The sequence below is a fragment of the Paraburkholderia sp. J7 genome, assembly GCF_905220155.1.
In the GTDB taxonomy this organism is placed as follows: domain Bacteria; phylum Pseudomonadota; class Gammaproteobacteria; order Burkholderiales; family Burkholderiaceae; genus Paraburkholderia.
Genome location: NZ_CAJMYZ010000030.1, coordinates 65,336 through 83,260 on the forward strand (window position 1 = coordinate 65,336; position 17,925 = coordinate 83,260).

13 protein-coding genes are annotated in these 17,925 nt (G+C 58.3%); 1 reads left to right on the forward strand and 12 read right to left on the reverse strand.

Going from position 1 to position 17,925, the window contains the following annotated elements:
• Window position 1 precedes the first annotated feature (1 nt).
• The 10 genes from U5A58_RS35240 to U5A58_RS35290 form a co-directional block, all read right to left on the reverse strand.
• Window positions 2-853 carry an alpha/beta fold hydrolase gene (locus U5A58_RS35240; RefSeq protein ID WP_321964825.1) on the reverse strand — a complete coding sequence of 284 codons (852 nt, stop codon included), beginning with the start codon at window positions 851-853 and terminating at the stop codon, window positions 2-4.
• Between the two features lies 1 nt (window position 854).
• Window positions 855-3,518 (reverse strand): FAD-dependent monooxygenase, encoded by a 2,664-nt coding sequence (locus U5A58_RS35245; RefSeq protein WP_321964826.1) that lies wholly within the window; start codon window positions 3,516-3,518, stop codon window positions 855-857.
• A gap of 932 nt (window positions 3,519-4,450) precedes the next feature.
• Window positions 4,451-5,347 carry an alpha/beta fold hydrolase gene (locus U5A58_RS35250; RefSeq protein ID WP_321964827.1) on the reverse strand — a complete coding sequence of 299 codons (897 nt, stop codon included), beginning with the start codon at window positions 5,345-5,347 and terminating at the stop codon, window positions 4,451-4,453.
• A 919-nt stretch (window positions 5,348-6,266) separates the two neighbouring features.
• Window positions 6,267-7,469, reverse strand: coding sequence for a DUF3443 domain-containing protein (locus tag U5A58_RS35260; RefSeq protein ID WP_415774340.1), 1,203 nt, complete (start codon window positions 7,467-7,469; stop codon window positions 6,267-6,269).
• Window positions 7,470-7,520: 51 nt separating this feature from the next.
• A complete protein-coding gene (locus U5A58_RS35265) occupies window positions 7,521-8,009 on the reverse strand; it encodes a DUF2844 domain-containing protein (protein ID WP_321964829.1) in 489 nt (162 codons plus the stop codon).
• A gap of 170 nt (window positions 8,010-8,179) precedes the next feature.
• Window positions 8,180-8,911 carry an OmpW/AlkL family protein gene (locus U5A58_RS35270; RefSeq protein ID WP_321964830.1) on the reverse strand — a complete coding sequence of 244 codons (732 nt, stop codon included), beginning with the start codon at window positions 8,909-8,911 and terminating at the stop codon, window positions 8,180-8,182.
• 77 nt (window positions 8,912-8,988) lie between these two features.
• Complete coding sequence (locus U5A58_RS35275) at window positions 8,989-10,959, reverse strand: acyl-CoA synthetase (RefSeq protein WP_321964831.1); 1,971 nt, start codon at window positions 10,957-10,959, stop codon at window positions 8,989-8,991.
• A complete protein-coding gene (locus U5A58_RS35280; protein ID WP_321930493.1) occupies window positions 10,956-11,912 on the reverse strand; it encodes a fumarylacetoacetate hydrolase family protein in 957 nt (318 codons plus the stop codon). The genes U5A58_RS35275 and U5A58_RS35280 overlap by 4 nt, the downstream gene beginning before the upstream one ends.
• Before the next feature lie 25 nt (window positions 11,913-11,937).
• Complete coding sequence (locus tag U5A58_RS35285; RefSeq protein WP_321964832.1) at window positions 11,938-13,008, reverse strand: VOC family protein; 1,071 nt, start codon at window positions 13,006-13,008, stop codon at window positions 11,938-11,940.
• A gap of 9 nt (window positions 13,009-13,017) precedes the next feature.
• Window positions 13,018-14,694, reverse strand: a complete 1,677-nt coding sequence (locus U5A58_RS35290) for a bifunctional 3-(3-hydroxy-phenyl)propionate/3-hydroxycinnamic acid hydroxylase (protein WP_321964833.1) — start codon at window positions 14,692-14,694, stop codon at window positions 13,018-13,020.
• Window positions 14,695-14,831: 137 nt separating this feature from the next.
• Here U5A58_RS35290 and U5A58_RS35295 point away from each other — a divergent pair, with 137 nt between their 5' ends.
• Complete coding sequence (locus tag U5A58_RS35295) at window positions 14,832-15,572, forward strand: TetR/AcrR family transcriptional regulator (protein WP_321930490.1); 741 nt, start codon at window positions 14,832-14,834, stop codon at window positions 15,570-15,572.
• Window positions 15,573-16,045: 473 nt separating this feature from the next.
• On the opposite strand, the gene argE is transcribed toward U5A58_RS35295, so the two are convergent.
• Together argE and U5A58_RS35305 are read right to left on the reverse strand one after the other, a co-directional pair.
• Window positions 16,046-17,272: an acetylornithine deacetylase gene (argE, locus tag U5A58_RS35300; RefSeq protein WP_321964834.1), complete on the reverse strand. Its 1,227-nt coding sequence runs from the start codon at window positions 17,270-17,272 to the stop codon at window positions 16,046-16,048.
• 325 nt (window positions 17,273-17,597) lie between these two features.
• The coding region (locus U5A58_RS35305) for an ATP-binding cassette domain-containing protein (protein ID WP_321964835.1) at window positions 17,598-17,925 on the reverse strand (328 nt) is incomplete at its 5' end.

The window sequence follows — 17,925 nt, forward strand, 5'->3', positions numbered from 1 at the left end:
CTCAGGCCTGTTTCAGGAACCACGTAACCAGGGGGTTAAACTTGGAAGCCTGCTCCCATTGGGCCCAGTGACCACATTGCGCGAAGAGCACAACATCTTGATCCGGCACCGACTTGAAGCTCTGTACGCCAGCGGGCAAATTGACCTTATCTTGCTGCCCCCAGATCAGCAGACAGCGATGCGGCAGCTTGCTAAGTCGAACATCCTCGCTCAGATAGAATTGCCGCGGCGGCGGCCCTGCGGGCGGGAGTGTCAGCGGAGGATTTGCGGCAATTTCAGCGTCGTTGCTCGCCGCGAATCGCTGCTCTATCAACTCGGGCGTCAACACCGATGTGTCATGGACGAGGTTGTGAAGAAAGGCGTTAAGCTTCTCGCGCGAAGGCCCTTCGCCGCTGTAATAAGTCAGCAGTTGCATGATGCCTTCGGTTGGTCCTTGTCCCTCAATATAAGCCCCACCTGGCCCCATGGCGACCAGGCGGTCGACCGCGTCTGGATACTCCATCGCCATGTAATACGCGACGGAGCCGCCGAACGAGTTCCCGATCAAATGCGCCTTGCTGATGCCCAGCTCGTCCATGAACGCCTTCAGCGCGCGTGCACCGTTCAGGAATGGATTTGGTGTGCCGAATATTTGCAGATTCTTCGAAGAGCGCCCCCAACCCGGCATGTCGATTGCGTAGACGGTGAAATGCTCTGCCAATGACGCGATGTTGCGGCTGTAGTTGCTCATGCCAGTTGCACCCGGACCACCCCCATGGAGGAGGATCAGTGCCGGGCCCTCTCCGTCAACCGAGTAGTGAATCGACCATGCCTTACCGTCGTGAACGCCATGCACAAATTTCGAATCGCTCATTTCATATCTCCTGATGTTGTTCGGGCTTGCCTACGACGTATTCTTTTTCCTTTAGCGACGTGACGGCACGTCGAAGCTGTCCGAGCGACATTGCCAGGGACCGGTTTTCCTTGAAGTGCCCCCAAAGGCTAATGCCGCGGTAAGTTGCGGATCGCCATGACGTTTCGTCCACGGTGATAGGGTTCCAGCCAAGCTCCATCTCGAAGCCCGAAGGCGTGACGACATAAAACGACAGTTCCCGATCGTTGGGATGCTGGCCGATCGCGTTCGCAATCGAGTAGCCCAACCGCTTGCAGCGCAGATAGGCAGCAGAGACATCATCCAGGCTTTCAGCCTGCAGGTTGAGGTGATGAATCCGGGTACGCATCGGATCAAGCCGGCGCCCTCGGGTAGAAGCAACCGCGATACTGTGATGACGTTCGTTGATACGGAGAAACGTAAAATCCATCACAGTGCCGCCGACCTTGTCTTCGATGTGATCGGAAATACGCGCATCGAAGACCGTCTCCCAGAAGTCCTGCAATGCGTCGGGCTCCCGGGTCACAATCGCCACGTGCCCGATACCGGCGGCTCCAGTCGAGAATCCGCTGACATGCATGTGCAGCGACTCGCTCGACAACACCGGCCGCGTATAGAGGTCGATCTGGAGGCGCTTAGGGCCATAGAAAGTATGAAAGCTCTCGACGCCGCGCAGACGCGCTTCTTCTTCCGTGCCTCGTCGCAGCGTGACGCCACGTTCACTGAGACGCCGGCGAATTTCGCCTAGCGTATCGTCGTCGTCGACTTCAAAGCCCAACGCGGTGACATCTTCGGCCCCTCCCGGCCGTACGACGATGCGGCGCTGATGAGCGTCCAACCGGAAGGCAAGAGCGCCACCTTCGGTACCTTCGACATGCATGCCGAAGCCCTCCGTCGCAAACCTCCTCCATTCGTCAAGCCGGCTGGATTCGATCACTACATAGCCTAGCCTAGATTTTCCGAAGATCGAGCCATGCTGATGCCGGTCGCCCACCACTGGGCCTGCTTTCCCGCTGAGAACGGCGATCAGTTCATCCAGGCGGGCGGGGAGTTCATTAGCTCGCCATGCCACATGCTGATCCTGACGGACGATCATCAACTTGTGCTGGTACGCCACTTCCTGCGGTGGTTGAAGATCCAGAACCTTCAATGGCATGCCCGCAGCCTGAGCGGTGGTGACAAGACTGGAGATGTCGATTGATTGATCGAAGCGCAAAAGCGTGTAGACGGGCCCAAGCTCGTCGTACAGTGACCGCCCCGCATCGACCCAGAAGTGCGGAAGCCGGCAGCCAGGCACGGTGGACGCCGTGACGCCACCCATCGAGTAAGCCGGCGCTTTGTCTGCGTCGTACTGGATGATGGGCGAGCTGGAGTAGTAATAGCCAAAATTGAGACCCTCGGGAGCGAACTGAGGAACATTGAGCTGATGCAACTTTGCTCCCATCGCAGTACGCATCGCAATTCCCACCGGGTTCAGACGTGAACTCAGCGCTGCAGGCACGCGATTCTTCCCGAGTGTCTCCGCCATGTCGAGCATGCTTTGCATCGCAAGGCGGGATACCTGGTCAGTGATCGGATGCCTTTCGGCCTCGTAGGCGCTCAACATGTGCGGGTCTGCCCAGCCATCAAGCACGTTTGACAACAGCCATGCAAGATTCACCCCATCGGCAATGCCTGCGTTCATGCCATAGCCAGCGAACGGTACCCAGAGATGCGCAGCATCGCCGGCGAGAAAGACTCGGCCCTCGCGCAACCGCTCTGCGACCATACGTCTGCCGACCCAGTCCTCGTGGTTGAGGATTTCAAACTGGAAATCGGATCCCACTCCCAGCACATCGCAGATCGACTGCCGAAGATCCAGGGCATCAAAATTATCCACGTCATGCGGGAGCGTACGGTGGACCAGCCAGGTGTCTTTTCCATCAATTGCGACGACGTTTCCGCGAACCTTGTGGTTTGCGATCCAGCTCATCCACGCGGGACGCCGATTTCCCCACAACTGAATGAGACCGGGAGCGCGGATCAGGGACGTGCGAGTCCGAGCGAGTTCCGCGGCGCCGACAAGCCTTGTCCCCATGATCTTCCGTACGACACTTCGACCACCGTCGGCCCCGACAAGATACCGAGAGCGAAGCACAACAGGAGATCCGTCGCTTCGACGGCAAGATATCGATACGCCCGAATCGTCCTGTTGATATTCCTCGACCGACGTGCCGTAGAGTACGGTGATACCGGTCGTGCGATGCATCAACGCGGACAAGATGGGTTCGAGATAGAGTTGCGAGACGCGAACTTGTGGCTCAGGGGTCCGCCAGTGGCTATCCGGGAATCCGGTCTGCGCGCGTTCGCCTCGGGAAGGCATCCCGATGCGCGTCATCTCGTGGCCGTTGATGGCGGTGCAAAAGACGATATCGGTCGGAAAGTCATCTGGCAGGCCCGCAGCTCGCACCTTATCGGCGATGCCGAAGCGGCGGAAAACCTCGAGAGTCCGCGACGCAACCGTATTGCACTTGGCGCTGGGTGGAATGTCCCGGTGCCGCGACTCGACGACAATGACCTGATGGCCACGCCTCGCCATTTCAATCGCAGTGCACATGCCGACGGGGCCGGCTCCAGCTATCACGACAGGGGCATCATACGTAATCATGCGCAAGTGCCTCCATATTGATTCCCATCCATGCGTCTTTGGCCCTCACATACACTCGCCTCGAGGTATTGCCGTGCGTGCGTTCCTGCCATCAGTGTCTCCTTCCAGGACATCGCAAGACACCGACCCGATGTTACGGACCTGTCTCGCGCTTCCAGAACTCGGTCTGGACAAAATGAGATTTCCCTCATTACGACACGAACGTCGTTTTTACACATTTGTCGTAAACCCGAATCGAATGAAAATCCTCAGCGCGCTTACGCGCTGTTCACCAAAATGTCGGAGACCTATTCATTTAGAAATGCGACACACGTGAAGCACGCCATCGAGCCAAGGCCGCTTGCCGCACAAGAACGCGGCGAAGTCTGATCTGGCGTCCCACAGAAGGGAACTGAAGTGAGCCGCCCCCCCCCGACGTCATGCGGGGGCGAATGGGTCACTGATCAAAGAAAGAATGAAATTTGTTGCCCAACGTGCAGTTGAAATCCGACCTCGCCGAGCGCACACGGCTTACTTCTCAATTTGCATCCCGCCCAGATCTATCCGCTGTTCGCCCGCTTAGTCGGGGTGGCGACGACCGATGTCAGTGCACCATACACCCTGATTTACGGATATTTACCGCCGCGAATCGTCGCGGACGATGCGGTCGGATGAATGACGGAGAACTCATTGAAGGCAAGTGCGAACCTCGTTGCTGACTCCATTCCGGTCGCACTGCTAAGCATGAAAGAGGATAATTTTGATGCAACATATTTCCGATATCATCGCAAACATCTTGATATTCCGGGGAAAACAAACGGAGCTCGCGCACGCTCCAATGCGGGCGTGGAACCCCTAATTTATCTGACCGACAACTTGCGGGAGTGCACACATGCGCGGCGGTTGTCCGGCAACGATCAGAATTAGACTGCTGCGGTGATTGCTGCTCTCGGTTAATTCACATTTTGAGCAAGGAATGCGCGCACTGCTGAATTGAATTCCTCTGCTCGTTCCCACTGCACCCAGTGGCCGGTCTTGCTGAACATGTAAACGTCGCAATTCTGCATACGTCTTTGTAACGATAATGCTCCGCTCGGACGGTTAACCTTGTCTTCAGTGCCCCAAAGAACCAGCGTCGGATTCTGGACAGAGATCAGGCGCGGGTCGCGGGTGAAATCCAATTTCCTGAACTGAGGAATCCCCTTCGGCCCGAGCAGAGGCGGGCTGGCTACCACCTCAGGATCAATGCTGGATTGGTACCGCTCATTTATCACGGCCTCGGGAACCCGACTACCATCATAGACAAGGTCACAGCGGATAAACTTCGAAAGCTTTTCCAGCGTAGGCCCTTCTCCCTTGTAGTAAGCCAACAGCCGCTTCAGGCCTGGGGTTGGCAATTGCCGGGTCGTGTCGACTCCTCCAGGCCCCATCAGAACCAGCCGGCCGATGTTTCCCGGACGCTCCAGCGCCATCCGCAACGCACACGCGCCGCCAAGAGAATTGCCGATTACATGAGCTCGTTCAACGCCGAGCCGATCCAGCATCCCAAGTATGCTTGTGGCCAGATCGCCAAACGGATCACCTCGATCCAGACCCTTTGAAGACCTGCCGTAACCGGGCATATCCGGTACCAGGACACGAAAGTGACGCGCCAGTGCTTCGATATTTCTGACGTAGTTGGAAACACCTGACGCACCAGGGCCGCCTCCGTGGAGCATCAGCACGGCTGTACCACTACCGGCCTCTGCCAGATAAATTCGGCGCTCGCCGACCTGAACGGTACGCTGGTGCATTGAACTGAGGACAGACGAGACATTCATCGAGCGACCAGCCGAGAGAAATGACGACATCTGCATTGTAAGGAGTAATTTGTCATAATGACAATATTCTCGTTTTTACCTACTCTACCGGATGCTGGTCGACGGGCCAGCCCAAGTAGGCTCGCAGGTTCTTCGAGGATTGTTCACGGACAGTGCTGCGCCGTCTTCAGCAAACCGCGCTTCCCCCGTCGCATCTACAATGATCCTGTGGTCAGTTTGCTTGGGCTTACGGCCACAGCGGAAGTGAGGTCAATCGCGCGATGCCCCACACGAATGCGGCTGACTCGCGTGGTCATGGTGTTGTTGGATAGTGGTGCTAACCGCGGCGGGATGACGGTACGACCGAGGCGCTTCGACTAGCAGATGGCGCGCGTGGCTGGCGCCGGCTTTCGTAACGCTGCCCGGCCCGTGCCTCTGTCCGGAGGAATGCTCGGATGGCATATGGCGCCGGGAGCGGCCAATTGTAGTTGCGGACCAGTTACCCCTCGATTAGCGGCGAATAAAAAAAGGCGGTCACGTCGTACGCGAAGTGATGGCCCGCGAACAACTTTTCCGCCTCTTCCCGCAGATCGCCGATGCTCGTTTTGTTCAGCCGGCACTCAGGCCGCATTGCCGTCGCCATGTGCACTGGAGCGAACGGCGGGATGGCCCGATGCGACCGCGCCCTCCGGCTGGATGCTGGATCCGAAATGTTATCCGGTTCGCCGAACGCGGCGTGCTATTGAACGGCGTACGGTCTCGAGCGCTTGTCGCCATCATCGCGATCGCCACCGGAAACCGCTTAAGCTTTCTTGCTATAGCGTGTTGCTTGTCCGTTGCTACCCGCCGCCGAATCCGGTGCCCGGCCACCAGCTTTTGCCACTCCCGCTCGTATATCCAGGAGAGCTCGATGTCCCGGTCGCCACCTGGCGGGGCCACACGTACGTGGCCAGGTGGCGCATCCTGCCGTCTAGAATGCTACATAAGGTGTCCCGCTTGTACTATCACTGCTGGCGCGCAAATCCATGCCGAAGTACAACGTGCGCCCGTAGAAATGCGGTAGGCCGAGGTCGAGAATCAACGAATTGCCGAATGGTCCTGCCAGATTATCAATTGCATACCGACCGCTGCCGAACAGCGTATCCGCGTTCCGCACAGTGAACGGTACGTTGGCCTGGGTGCCGTTTGCGCCCACGAGGGTTGCAGTCAACGACTGATCGGTAGCCGGGCAATAGAACGCGCTATTGTCGCTACAGACCGTGAGATCGACGTTGGACGGTGTATTAGCCCCCGCATCAAAAAAATATGCGTTCGAGCCGGTATCGAAGAATGCACTGCCGATGGCGCGACCGAGAAAGATACCGGTCACGTCCCCCGCCGCGGTCGTCGTAAGAAGCGCGGCGCCGGACGAGCGAGTGTTGTTCGATCGCGTACCAATGCCGAAGGTCAGCGTTCCAACGGAGCTGCCGCCACTCGAATTGTTCATTGTGACGATCACACCATTGTTGTCGATCGGGAAATGTCGCACCGGGTTCGCTACCTGCTCGCTCAGCGCCGCTGTCGTGCTCTCGCAGCTCGCGTTGCCGTTCGAACATGAATAGTAATTGCTGTAGATCGTAGAAGTGGTGCAGACCGATCCGCAATCGTAAGCCGCGGGGCCGATGCCGAGGATGCCGTTCGCACCGAGCGACGCCGCCGTATTGGCGGACGAGCCACCGTCGGAGCATGATGGCGGGACGTCCGACGTGCCCAAGTCTCCAATCGTCTGGATCGGCACGTGACTTGCCGTTTCACCGCCAATTTTCACGTCGGCCGTACGGACCGAGCCCCACGTATAGCTCGATACAAACTGGCCACATTCAGCGAGCGCTTTGCCGCCATTCACCGTAGTGGTCTGCAGGTTGCTCAGGACGTTTGATACGGCACTGCTTACGATTCGAAGTCCGAACGATCCAGTATCGACAAGAACTTTGTCCACAGTCTGACAGTTCGATGTGCCCGGCGCGCAAATTGTCACGCTGACGGTCGGCATGTTGACAACGTTTGCAACGCCCGCGCCGACGCTGACGGTTACCTGATTAAGCGCGTTGCTCGAGGCGGCATCGTCCGACTCCGACGGGCTGCCACCGCCGCATGCGGCGAGAAGCGCCGCAACCGCGATGACGCCGAACATGCGGAGCGGCCAAATACGAATGTGATGGATATACAAATCTGGTCTCCGCTGTTACTGGACATCATTGCCGGTTATTCCTGCCGGCAGCAACTGCGGCAGCCACGCCCGGCCGATGAATGACCCCATGTGGCCCCCAACGCGGACAACGAAGGTGTCGGTGTCGATAGACACGGGCGCGCGTATGCCACGCGCAGCATGGGTCGTCGAGACACCCGAGGCATATTGCGAGAAATATTGGCCGAGGAGATCGGCCACATTGGGCTTCACGGGACCCCGCCACGCGATGCCAAAAACCGTATTGTTCGTCGAAATGTACTCCCGAATGATCGTGCCGGTCCCAAGCGTGGTTTCGCGCAGCGAGTAGCCGTCGTCAACCGTCGCCGCAGCGTGCGACATTACTTGGACTGTTGCCAGGTTGTCACGTGCGGGCGGCTGCATCGGCAGGCCGCCGAGTTCCGCCCATGCAGGCCTCATGCTCAACACCAAAAGTGCGCCGACTGCTGTTATTGCGACAGTGTGGCGCAAGCGACTCGGTTTCAATTTTTCCTCCCTTCTGATTCACATCAGTGCTCTAACGATCGTCGTGCAATAAGGCTATCCACCCGGGACCGATTCATATCAGCCACCGTGGCACGCTCCGCGAGCAGGTGAAGTTCAGCATTCGTGAACCGTTCGCGTGACGAGTGCCCTCTTTTAGGCGATAGGTAGTACTAAAACGTATAAGCAATGTTGAACAGTGTGATCAATGGATTCACTCGAATTCTCGTTTTCGTCACTATTTCTGAGCCCACGGCCGTGTCCGCATGCGTTGTCAATGTCGTCGACAGAGGCATATAGATCAGAGAAGCTCCGACCAGCCAATGCCTCGCAAAGGAGTACGTCGCTCCAATTTCGGCGACGGGATTCCACGACGGACTCAGGCTCGCGCTCGCTGAACTCCCAGGTCCGAAACTGGCGGCGATGAAACTGTTATTCGTCAGGTGTGTGTTGGCGAACCACGTGTAGTTCACACCGACGCCGACAAACGGTCTAAATTTTCTATCAGCGGAGAACAAGTGATACCTGGCTTCCAGAATCGGAGCTAGCGGTCTGGTTTCGCCAATCACACCGAACTGGCTCAATGAACGGTCTCCCACCAGCTGGCTCGTGAAAGGCGTCCCCATCAGTAACGCAACCCCGATGTTGTCGGTTATGTGGTATTCGATCGAAAAGTTTGCCGCGTCAGAGTTGCTGGCATGAGTTCCGGTGTCAGGGACGTCTTGATTGACCGGCAGCCCGCCAGCGCTTACAACGTTTGTCAGCCCGGATTCCCCCTGCGGCATGATATGCAGCCAACCGGCGCCAATGGTAGTCGTTCCACTTGCCTGTGCATGGGCATTGCCAGCGATCACAGCAAGACACGCGACAGCCGACATACACGTTGCCTTGACCTCGTTCTTCATATCTCCTCCTTCTTTCATTTAAGTAGTTATACTAATCAAATAGAAAACATGGATTCTTGCGGAGCCGAATTGAATGCCTATGGCTCGTCTCTCAACTTACGGTTCTCTGTGATAAACGAGAACCTGAAGGGGAAGCGCCCCAGGATCTGCGTGGCCGCCCCAGTGAGCGCGACATCGGTGAGTGCCACACGCACTTCAGGTTTTTCGGAAGAGTCGGCAATGGTTACGCGTGCGTCTTCAATACCCCCTTCCGCAAGCGCAGCCGAAAGCGCTTCGAGCGTTTCACGCCGCCTCAGGTCGGGTTTGAAAATTTTCCCCACAGCAGTCAACGGCATCGTATCAATCAAATAGACCCGCTTCGGCCGGGCGGCTCGTTCTCCGATCGTCCGGTGCGCATACGCGGTAAGTTCCTCTTCGGTGGCGTGCGCCCCGGACCTGAGCTGCACGAACACGACGGGGAGTTCTCCAGCATGAGCATCGGGTCGTCCGATAGCGGCGGCAAGAGCTACGGCTGGGTGACAATGCAAACACTCTTCGATCGTCGCGGGGTCGATGTTGTGTCCACCGCGAATGATCAGTTCCTTCTTGCGTCCTGTCAGCCAAAAGTAGCCGTCAGAATCCTGATGCCCGAGATCGCCGGTGTTGAGCCAGCGTCGTCCGTCTGCGAGATCGAGCCACAGTCCCTTATTGTGCTCTGCCTGCGCATAGCCTCTGAAGACATTCGCCCCAGATATGACAAGAAGCCCTGTTTCGTTAACCGCGCAGTCCCTGACATACTGCCCGGCTTCGTTCACGACGATCGGCTTCATCAGCTGTCCTGGCATGCGCAGCCCGATCGATCCGAGCCGACGCTCACCGACTGGGGGATTCGCACTGCTGACGCACGCTCCTTCCGTCAACCCGTAGCCTTCAAGGAGGCGTACGCCGGTTCGCTCTTGAAATGAGCGGAACACATCGACCGGCATCGGCGCGGCTCCACACAAGCCATATTGGAGCGATTGCAAATTGCGGCCGGCGACAGGTACGTCAAGCAGGGATGCGTAGAGCGTCGGTACGCCGCTAAAGAAGTTGATGCGGTGATGCTCAACGATCTCCCAGAAACGCTTTACCACCCCTTCGCCGCGATAACCCTGCGGTGTGCCGAGGACAACGTGCGCGCCACGAGAAAAGGGCACTAGTCCGGTTGCGATCACCGCATTGACATGAAAGAGCGGCAATCCGCAAAATGTCGTCTTTCCAGGACCGATGCCGTCGCCAATAAATTCTCCGACGGACCACGCGTTACTGACCTCGTTGTCATGGGTGCGCATCGCGAGCTTGGGTAAGCCTGTCGTTCCGCCGGTGCAGAAATATGAAGACAGGTCGCCGGAGCGGATGTCGCGCACGCTGGCCAATCGTGCTCCGGATTCGCACGAAATCGCACGACCGAAATCGTGAACTTCGATGCGGGCGGGGACATTGCCGCGTATTCCGCCGCGACCATGCAATCGCCGGCATTCCCTGCGCTGCAACGCTCTCGCCACTGGCCCACGAATCCCACGAACGTGCTGAGAGAGGTCCACCAGTACCAGATGTACCAGGGTCGGCACCTGATCGAGTATCCGGTAAACCTTGGACCACAGGTCAGTGCCAGGGAACGGCGCGAGCGTAACCAGAACTTTCGCGCCCGAAGCATTCAGCAGCGAAGCGATCGCCTCCGCTTCCAGCAACGGATTGATTGCACACACGATGCCTGCCGCCTCGCCCCCCCAGATCACAAAATGCGTCTCGGGTAGATTGGGCAACACATAAGCGATGATCGTCTCACGCTCTACGCCTAAGCGCGTGAACATGTTTGCGGTACGCGTGATATCTCTAACCAGTTCCCTGTACGTCCATCGCGCAGGCTTGCGGTGGTCGTCAGCGCGCAAAAAGAATGACAGTGCAGGTGCGTCGGGATCGATCGCCGCGCCGCGGCAGATCATCTCGTACGTGCTTGCCGGGCGAACTGCTGGCTCGCCGCGCGCCTCGATGGCCTCCACATCAACCAGATCAGATACGCCTTTCATGTTGCCTCTTCGACGACACGGTTACACTGCATGCCAAGGTCGATCGCCCCATCCTCACTGACGATGCGTGACTTGACGACGTCTCCTGTCTTCAGGTATTGGCTTCTCGCGGACTGTATCCTCATGAACAGGCGCCATCTGCTCGCCTCAGGGAGTAGCGCCGCAATGCGCTGTTTCGCGGGAGACGGCACTGAGAGCGCGCATCCGGACGGCGTGCCAGTTGAGAGCAGATCGCCGGGACGCAGATCGTGGACGCCAGACAGTTCCGACAGGGTCTCCGCGAAGCCGTAGACGAGGTTCGACGTCGAATCGTTTTGGCGTACGGCGTCATTGACCGTCAGCGTCAATTGCAGCTTCCTGAGAATCCCCATCTCATGAGGCTCGAGCAGACACAGGTACGGCCCTACCGGCCCGAAGGTCCGATAGCTCTTTCCTTTGTAGAACTGCATCTGCGGTATCTGAACGTCGCGCGCCGAGTAGTCGTTCACAATCACCACGCCGGCTACATATTCGTGCAGGTTGTCGTCTGTCACGGCCTGGCGCGAGGTAATACTCTGCCTCAATACGAGACCAAGCTCGATTTCGTAGTCGAGAAAACGCACATGGCGCGGCCGCACCAGATCGGAATCCGCCGGCACAATGCAGCTCGGAGCTTTGGTGAAGACCATGTTGTAGGTCTTCGCATCCGGATTCATCCCCGACTCAATCATGTGTTGGCGATAGTTCGCGCCCTGGCAGAGGAACTGCTGATCTGGCGTAACAGGAGACAACCATTCGACGGCCCATTCTGCGACCGTCGTGCCCGTCAGACCGGAGAGACGTCCGACCGAATTGGCCTCGATGAAAGCGCCAGTCGAGTCGAAGTTGCCGGGGACGGGGGTGATCAGGCCATTCCTGACGACTCCCCAGTGGACGCGTCCTTCGTGGCGGTAACGCAAAATATTGAGTGGCATAGGAATCTCGGGACGGGGCCAATGATCAGGCGAAGATTTTCGCGAGCATGCGCAGTTTCGCGACGGTCAGGTCGGGACTGCGACAAAGATTACGAAGCAGCGCCGCCACCGCGCCAGGTGTCAGCTTCGGTTTGGTGAAGCTGCGCGGCATCACGGGTCCCCACTGCGACATGGCATCCCTGCTAACGGGATGGATGCCCGTGGGTTTGTCAGCCGTGAACAAATCGCCGTCGCAGTAATGCTCGTGCTTTGCACCCGTCGGATCCTGCCAGTAGTCGAACACCTGACTGCCGAGTACATGGCGGCCAATGCCCCACGCGTGGGTATAGCCCTTTTCCCGCAGCACACGCTGCCCCATACCGATCGCATCCGCATCAATGACTTCATACGCGCTGTGGCTATAGATGGGAGCGAAGCCTTGCGCCAATGCGAGCGTGTGATGGTCCGCAGGCGTGTCACCGAGATCCAGCCTCATGAATGCAACGGCAGGAGAGCCGTCAGGCAACACCTGCACATCGCTAGGAATGAAGCCGAAGTGACGCGTGTACCACGCACAAGTCGCCTGGAAGTCGGCGAGCTCGAGAACAACATGACCCAGTCGCAGCACCTCAGGTGCGCTAGCCGGCGGCCGTTGCGTGCCATTTACCCGGACCACTTCATCCTGTGAGTTGAAACGTAACGCGGGGCGGTATGGCAAAGTTCCTGCGGGTGTCTGTTCACATATTGCGTCGACGCGAAAGCCCGAGGGATCGACAAGCGTTACGCGATGCCCACCGCCAGGCCAGTCCGACTTCTCGATTGGCGATGCGCCGGATACCTTCGTCAACGCTTCCAGGTCAGACAAGTCCTTGATTCGCAGGCCGAAGCCCACAAATCGCGCTTGCGTCGACTTGCGGACCACATAGCAGAAAGGCGATCCGGACGTGGCGCGAAGAAAGAGGAATCTATCGTCGTGCGCTACGGTGCGCAGACCAAAATCGCTCAGGAATTGCTCTGCCTTGTCGAGATCAGGACGTTCGAAAAACAGGTAAGCCAGCGCCAATGCCTTCGTCGTCGGCGCCGGATGCCGGGCGGGTTGCTCCGTAGTGAGCTTCATTACGTTATCTCAGACAGAAGATGGAACCGCTTCGGGCAACGTTTGCATTGCTCGGGGTGGTTTTTGCAGTAGCGTCAAACTTTCCTGCACGATCCGGTTGACGTCTGTGGCAGGCCCATCGTTCATGATGGTCTTATCAGGGCGGATAACCGCAACCCAGCCAGATGGCACCACGCGGGGAAAAAAGGCACCGTGCAGATCCTCCCAGGCGCACGCACGTGCGCCGAGTTGTTGCCCGCGATACGAGATGTTCATAACGGTGCCGCCGGCCGCGTAGAATCTGGCTTTCGTAGCGGCGTCGAGCGCTGCGCCGGCATCAATACCAAACCCAGCGAGCACGAGCCGGTAGCCAAGCGCGTCGTCACTCAAACACTGGGTGCCGGCTGCATCGCGCACCCACCCCTGTGGAACCACCGCACCTCGAACCAGCCGGGATTCAGTACGGCCTTTGACGAACAGTCCTCGCCGGCAGGCATTCGCCGGTTTAATATGCATTTCCTCGAAGTACAGGCGAGCCTTAGGTATGAACCGCGCCAATCGCATCACCCCATGAGTACAGAGCGCAACGGCACCGTTGACGGGCATCACTAGTCTGCCCATCAGCTTTGCGAGGCGGATCATCGCCCTCACATGGGGCCGACGCTCCTCGTCGTATGTGTCGAGAATCTGGGGGCTGGCTTGACCGTGTATGACCAGCGCCAGCTTCCAGCTCAGATTGGCCGCATCGCGCAGCCCAGCAACCAATCCCTGCCCCACAAACGGCGGAGTAATATGCGCGGCATCGCCGGCGAGAAAAACACGCCCTTTGCTGAACGCGCTAACCGCTCTTGCGTGGAAACGGTAGACCGCTTTCCGTTCGATGATCATCTGATCGACATCTCCCCACGGCGCAAGCAGCTCCCGGATGCGTGTGTTGGATTCCATTTGCTCTCGCGTCTCTCCCGGGCGCAGCATAAATTCCCACCTCTCCCGGCCGCCTGGGGCTGTCATGTGAGGAACCGGGCGCCGGTGATCACAAATGAATTCGACGTGATCAATGGGCTGAGGAACATCGCGTGCGTCCACGATGAGCCAGTCCTCGTTGAACGTTTTTCCGATGAAGTCCTGACCAATCACCTGACGTACGAGCGAACTGGCGCCATCCGCGCCAACTACGTATCTGGCACGCACATTGTGCGTCCCCGCTGGGCCCGCATCTAGCGAGGCCAAGACATGATCCTCAAGCTCTGTCAATCCACGCAGAGCAACTCCGAGTCCGACGTGGACCCGATCGAACTGAGCGAGCTTTGCACGAAGGCACTGTTCAAGTTCCGGCTGGTAAAACGTCACAAGCTTTGGGTGCCCATCCAATGCGCCGAGCGTGTTAATTCGCCCAAATTCGCCCAACCACGGCGAACGTAAGCGGACCTGCGATATCGCCACTTTCTCGAAATCGCCCTCGTCGACACGCGCGAGCTGAAGGATCCGCAGTGCCTCGTTATCCAGTGCAATCGCGCGAGGCGCCATGTATATCTCGACCGACTTGTCGATGACAAGCACATGCAAACCGTGGCCAGCCAGCAGATTGGCTATCGTCGCGCCCACCGGTCCGCAACCGACTATGAGTACGTCGACAGCCGTTGGCAGCGGATCGCCAGGGCACAGATTCTTGTCTTCCACGGCGGGCGGACGAGCGCCTGTCTCCATTGTTACGACTCCATTAATCGATGGCCTGTCGAGTCGACCTCACCTCGCGTTTCTGACATATTGATCATCACTGATGATTTTGTCAATTATGATTCCAGAGGGTATACTCCAGCAATCCACCGAATAGCTGGTCACTGATGCCAACCCCACGTCGCCCCAGAGTCTCTCCTCCCCTTCAGTCCGCGCCCGCTGCGTCTGCGGAGGCGGAGCCGCGCGGCACGCGCCGCAAACGGGAAACGCGCAAGCGCCTTCTGGACGCTGCGCTCAGGCTAATGGCCGAAAAGGGAATGGAAGGCGTGGCGATCAACGAAATCACGGAGGCAGCCGATGTTGGCTTCGGATCCTTTTACAACCACTTCGAATCCAAAGAAGCAATCCACGAGGCCCTGACGAGTTGCGTATTCGAAGACTTTGCCGACACGCTGGATCAGCTCACGCGTGATCTGTCCGATCCGGCAGAAGTCGTCTCAGTGTCCGTACGTCATACGGTATTGCGAGCAAATCGCGACCCGCTGTGGGCTCAGTTCCTGTTGCGTGAAGGTTTCTCTTCGCGAGCAATAAGCCGTGGGCTGGGACGTCGCCTGATGCGGGATGTCGGAAATGGCATTGTGGCAGGCCGTTTTGCGGCGGAAGACCCGCTATTGAGCGTGATTTCCGTCGGTGGAACCGTCCTCGGTGCGATCGCATTGCAGTTGCAGTTCCGGTCGCCCGAAGAACTCGGGCTGGACACGGTCGCAGCATCGGGAATTTCGATTGACCACCTTGCGGAACGGACAGCAGCAACGTTGCTACAAACCCTTGGGCTTGCCCGTCCCGAGGCTGTTGAGATAGCCTCACGCCCGCTGGCCGCCGTCACCCCGCCGGTCGAATCCGCATAAGCACGTTGCTCTGCCGATTGCGGGCTCATCGACTTGCCCGGACGTCTTCGAGGATGCCGCGAGAATCGCAACTGAAGAAAAAGAAGAACACTAGCTTCAGCGATGCACGCCTGGCCGCCGGTCCGCCAGGCATTTCTCCCAGCAGACAACGGCGCCCAACCCATCCCGTCGCCATCCTTCGCGACGGGCAAAGCGCTGAACTCGGGACACTTCGCGCCCGACATGCGCAGCGCACCACCAGCTTGGTGTAATTCGAAATCGTGCGAACGCGCGGGATCGGTCCAATGAAGCGCTCGGCATTGGATCCGCGATCACCACGGAAAGACGTGCACAATAGGCGACGCGTGTAGGGAGCTACCTCGCGCGGTCGGGCAGGTGCGCTGCTACAGCAGTCTGCTTCGTTACTGTCGAAACCTGTACACCCGGTACTGACGAGCGCACATGTCGTGGGTGTCGTTTGCTCCCGCGAGTGCTCAGTGCCCCGTGTCGACTGACATGCTGACGATAAATCTACGTAGAAACTTTTCGCACTCGGCGAGTTGCGCCAGTTCGACGTACTCATTCGCTTTGTGCGCTTGCTCGATGTTGCCGGGACCACATACGATGCTCGGTATGCCTGCCTGCTCGAACAACCCCGCCTCGGTGCCATACGCGACCTTGCGCCTGTCCTGATCAGCAGTCAGGGCGCGCACGAGTTGGGTGATCGCCGCCTGCTCTGCCGCATCAAGCCCTGGGGCGACAGCGACCTTCGAAAACTCGATTCCCGCATTCGGGTTCTCGCGTAACATCTGCGGCAGCAGTTGCTCACGCGCATACTTTTCGATACGGTCGATGACCTTTTCCGGGTTAAATGTTGGCAGATTGCGAAATTCAAAAGCGAAATTGCATTCGGCCGGGACTGTGTTCAAAGCGATGCCCCCTTGAATCGTGCTTGTCTGCATGGTGGTGAATGGCACGTCGTACAGGTCGTCGAAAGGCCCCTCGGCGCGGAACGTGTCGGCTACATCTCGAATGTGACAGATGAGACGCGCTGCGTACTCTATTGCGTTCAGCCCTTTAGGTGTCAGTGACGAATGTGCCGCGTGACCTCGCACGCAACAACGGTAGATGTTGATGCCTTTGTGCGCAATGATAGGCCGCATGCCAGTCGGCTCACCGACGATACATCCAGTGGGCTTCAGACCGCGTTTCTTAAGATCTGCGATCATCAATGGCGCACCAGCGCAACCGATTTCCTCGTCATAGGATAGTGCGAGATGAATCGGCTTCGCTAGCCGCGCCGACAGCATCTCAGGCACAAGCGCCAGCGTCGCGCCAATGAATCCCTTCATATCGCAGGTGCCGCGACCGTAGAGCTTCCCTTCCCGTAATTCCGGCCTGAACGGATCAATGTCCCATTGCTGCCCGTCGACGGGTACCACGTCCGTGTGCCCAGATAACACGACGCCACCGTTCGTTTCGCCAGTGTACGAAGGCACAGTCGCGAAAAGGTTCGCCCAGCCATTTCGCGTGTCGGAAGTAAGCACCGACTCAATACCGTATGCGCGCAAAGCGTCGCGAACGGTCTCGACGAGACCGAGATTCGGAATCCGGCTCGTCGTATCCATGGACACAAGACGTTCCACCCACCGCAGACTGGCCGGCACACGAGGTGAAGTGCGGGGTGAGGTGTCACCTTGCCCACCGTCAATTTGAAACATACTGAGCCTCCATCCAATTGAGATTCCGCGCGATAGTCTGCGCACCAATGGCCGAAACTGATGCCAGCGAGCACGTTCCGGGAGGTGCTGACAGCGCACTAATACATCTACGCGCCAGGTAGACGTTGACAGGTAGACCCAGCGTGGACTGCAAATTACGCCTACAGAGACACCGCGAAGGGCGGGAAGCTGATGCTGCACACCTGATTCGCCTGCCTGCGCACCTCGAGACCGATCTGCTGAGTCGAAGCTCCCGTGCAATCTGGCCAAAGGGTTTCAGACAGACGGTCTCGAAGGCTGGCTCAAAAAGACTGACAGCCATCCATCATTCCCCCAGATATGCAGCACGCACCTTCGGATCGTCGAGCATCTGCTTCGCTTCGCCTTCCATCGTCACAAGGCCCGAGTCCATCACGTAGCCGCGATTGGCGGCCTCCAGCGCGAGACGTGCGTTCTGCTCCACGAGCAGCACCGTGATGCCTTCCGACGAGATCGTGCGCACCACCTCGAAGATCTTCTCGACCATGATCGGCGAGAGACCCATCGACGGCTCATCGAGCAACAGAAGCTTCGGCTTGCTGATGATCGCGCGCGCCATGGCCAGCATCTGCTGTTCGCCGCCCGAGAGCGTGCCTGCGAGCTGCGTGGCGCGC

What these genes read in the sequence shown, in the direction of transcription:
- U5A58_RS35240 (WP_321964825.1), bottom strand. Translation starts at nt 853, where the DNA reads ATGAGCGATTCGAAATTTGTGCATGGCGTTCACGACGGTAAGGCATGG.
- U5A58_RS35245 (WP_321964826.1), bottom strand. Translation starts at nt 3,518, where the DNA reads ATGATTACGTATGATGCCCCTGTCGTGATAGCTGGAGCCGGCCCCGTC.
- U5A58_RS35250 (WP_321964827.1), bottom strand. Translation starts at nt 5,347, where the DNA reads ATGTCGTCATTTCTCTCGGCTGGTCGCTCGATGAATGTCTCGTCTGTC.
- U5A58_RS35260 (WP_415774340.1), bottom strand. Translation starts at nt 7,469, where the DNA reads ATGTTCGGCGTCATCGCGGTTGCGGCGCTTCTCGCCGCATGCGGCGGT.
- U5A58_RS35270 (WP_321964830.1), bottom strand. Translation starts at nt 8,911, where the DNA reads ATGAAGAACGAGGTCAAGGCAACGTGTATGTCGGCTGTCGCGTGTCTT.
- U5A58_RS35275 (WP_321964831.1), bottom strand. Translation starts at nt 10,959, where the DNA reads ATGAAAGGCGTATCTGATCTGGTTGATGTGGAGGCCATCGAGGCGCGC.
- U5A58_RS35280 (WP_321930493.1), bottom strand. Translation starts at nt 11,912, where the DNA reads ATGCCACTCAATATTTTGCGTTACCGCCACGAAGGACGCGTCCACTGG.
- U5A58_RS35285 (WP_321964832.1), bottom strand. Translation starts at nt 13,008, where the DNA reads ATGAAGCTCACTACGGAGCAACCCGCCCGGCATCCGGCGCCGACGACG.
- U5A58_RS35290 (WP_321964833.1), bottom strand. Translation starts at nt 14,694, where the DNA reads ATGGAGACAGGCGCTCGTCCGCCCGCCGTGGAAGACAAGAATCTGTGC.
- U5A58_RS35295 (WP_321930490.1), top strand. Translation starts at nt 14,832, where the DNA reads ATGCCAACCCCACGTCGCCCCAGAGTCTCTCCTCCCCTTCAGTCCGCG.
- argE (WP_321964834.1), bottom strand. Translation starts at nt 17,272, where the DNA reads ATGTTTCAAATTGACGGTGGGCAAGGTGACACCTCACCCCGCACTTCA.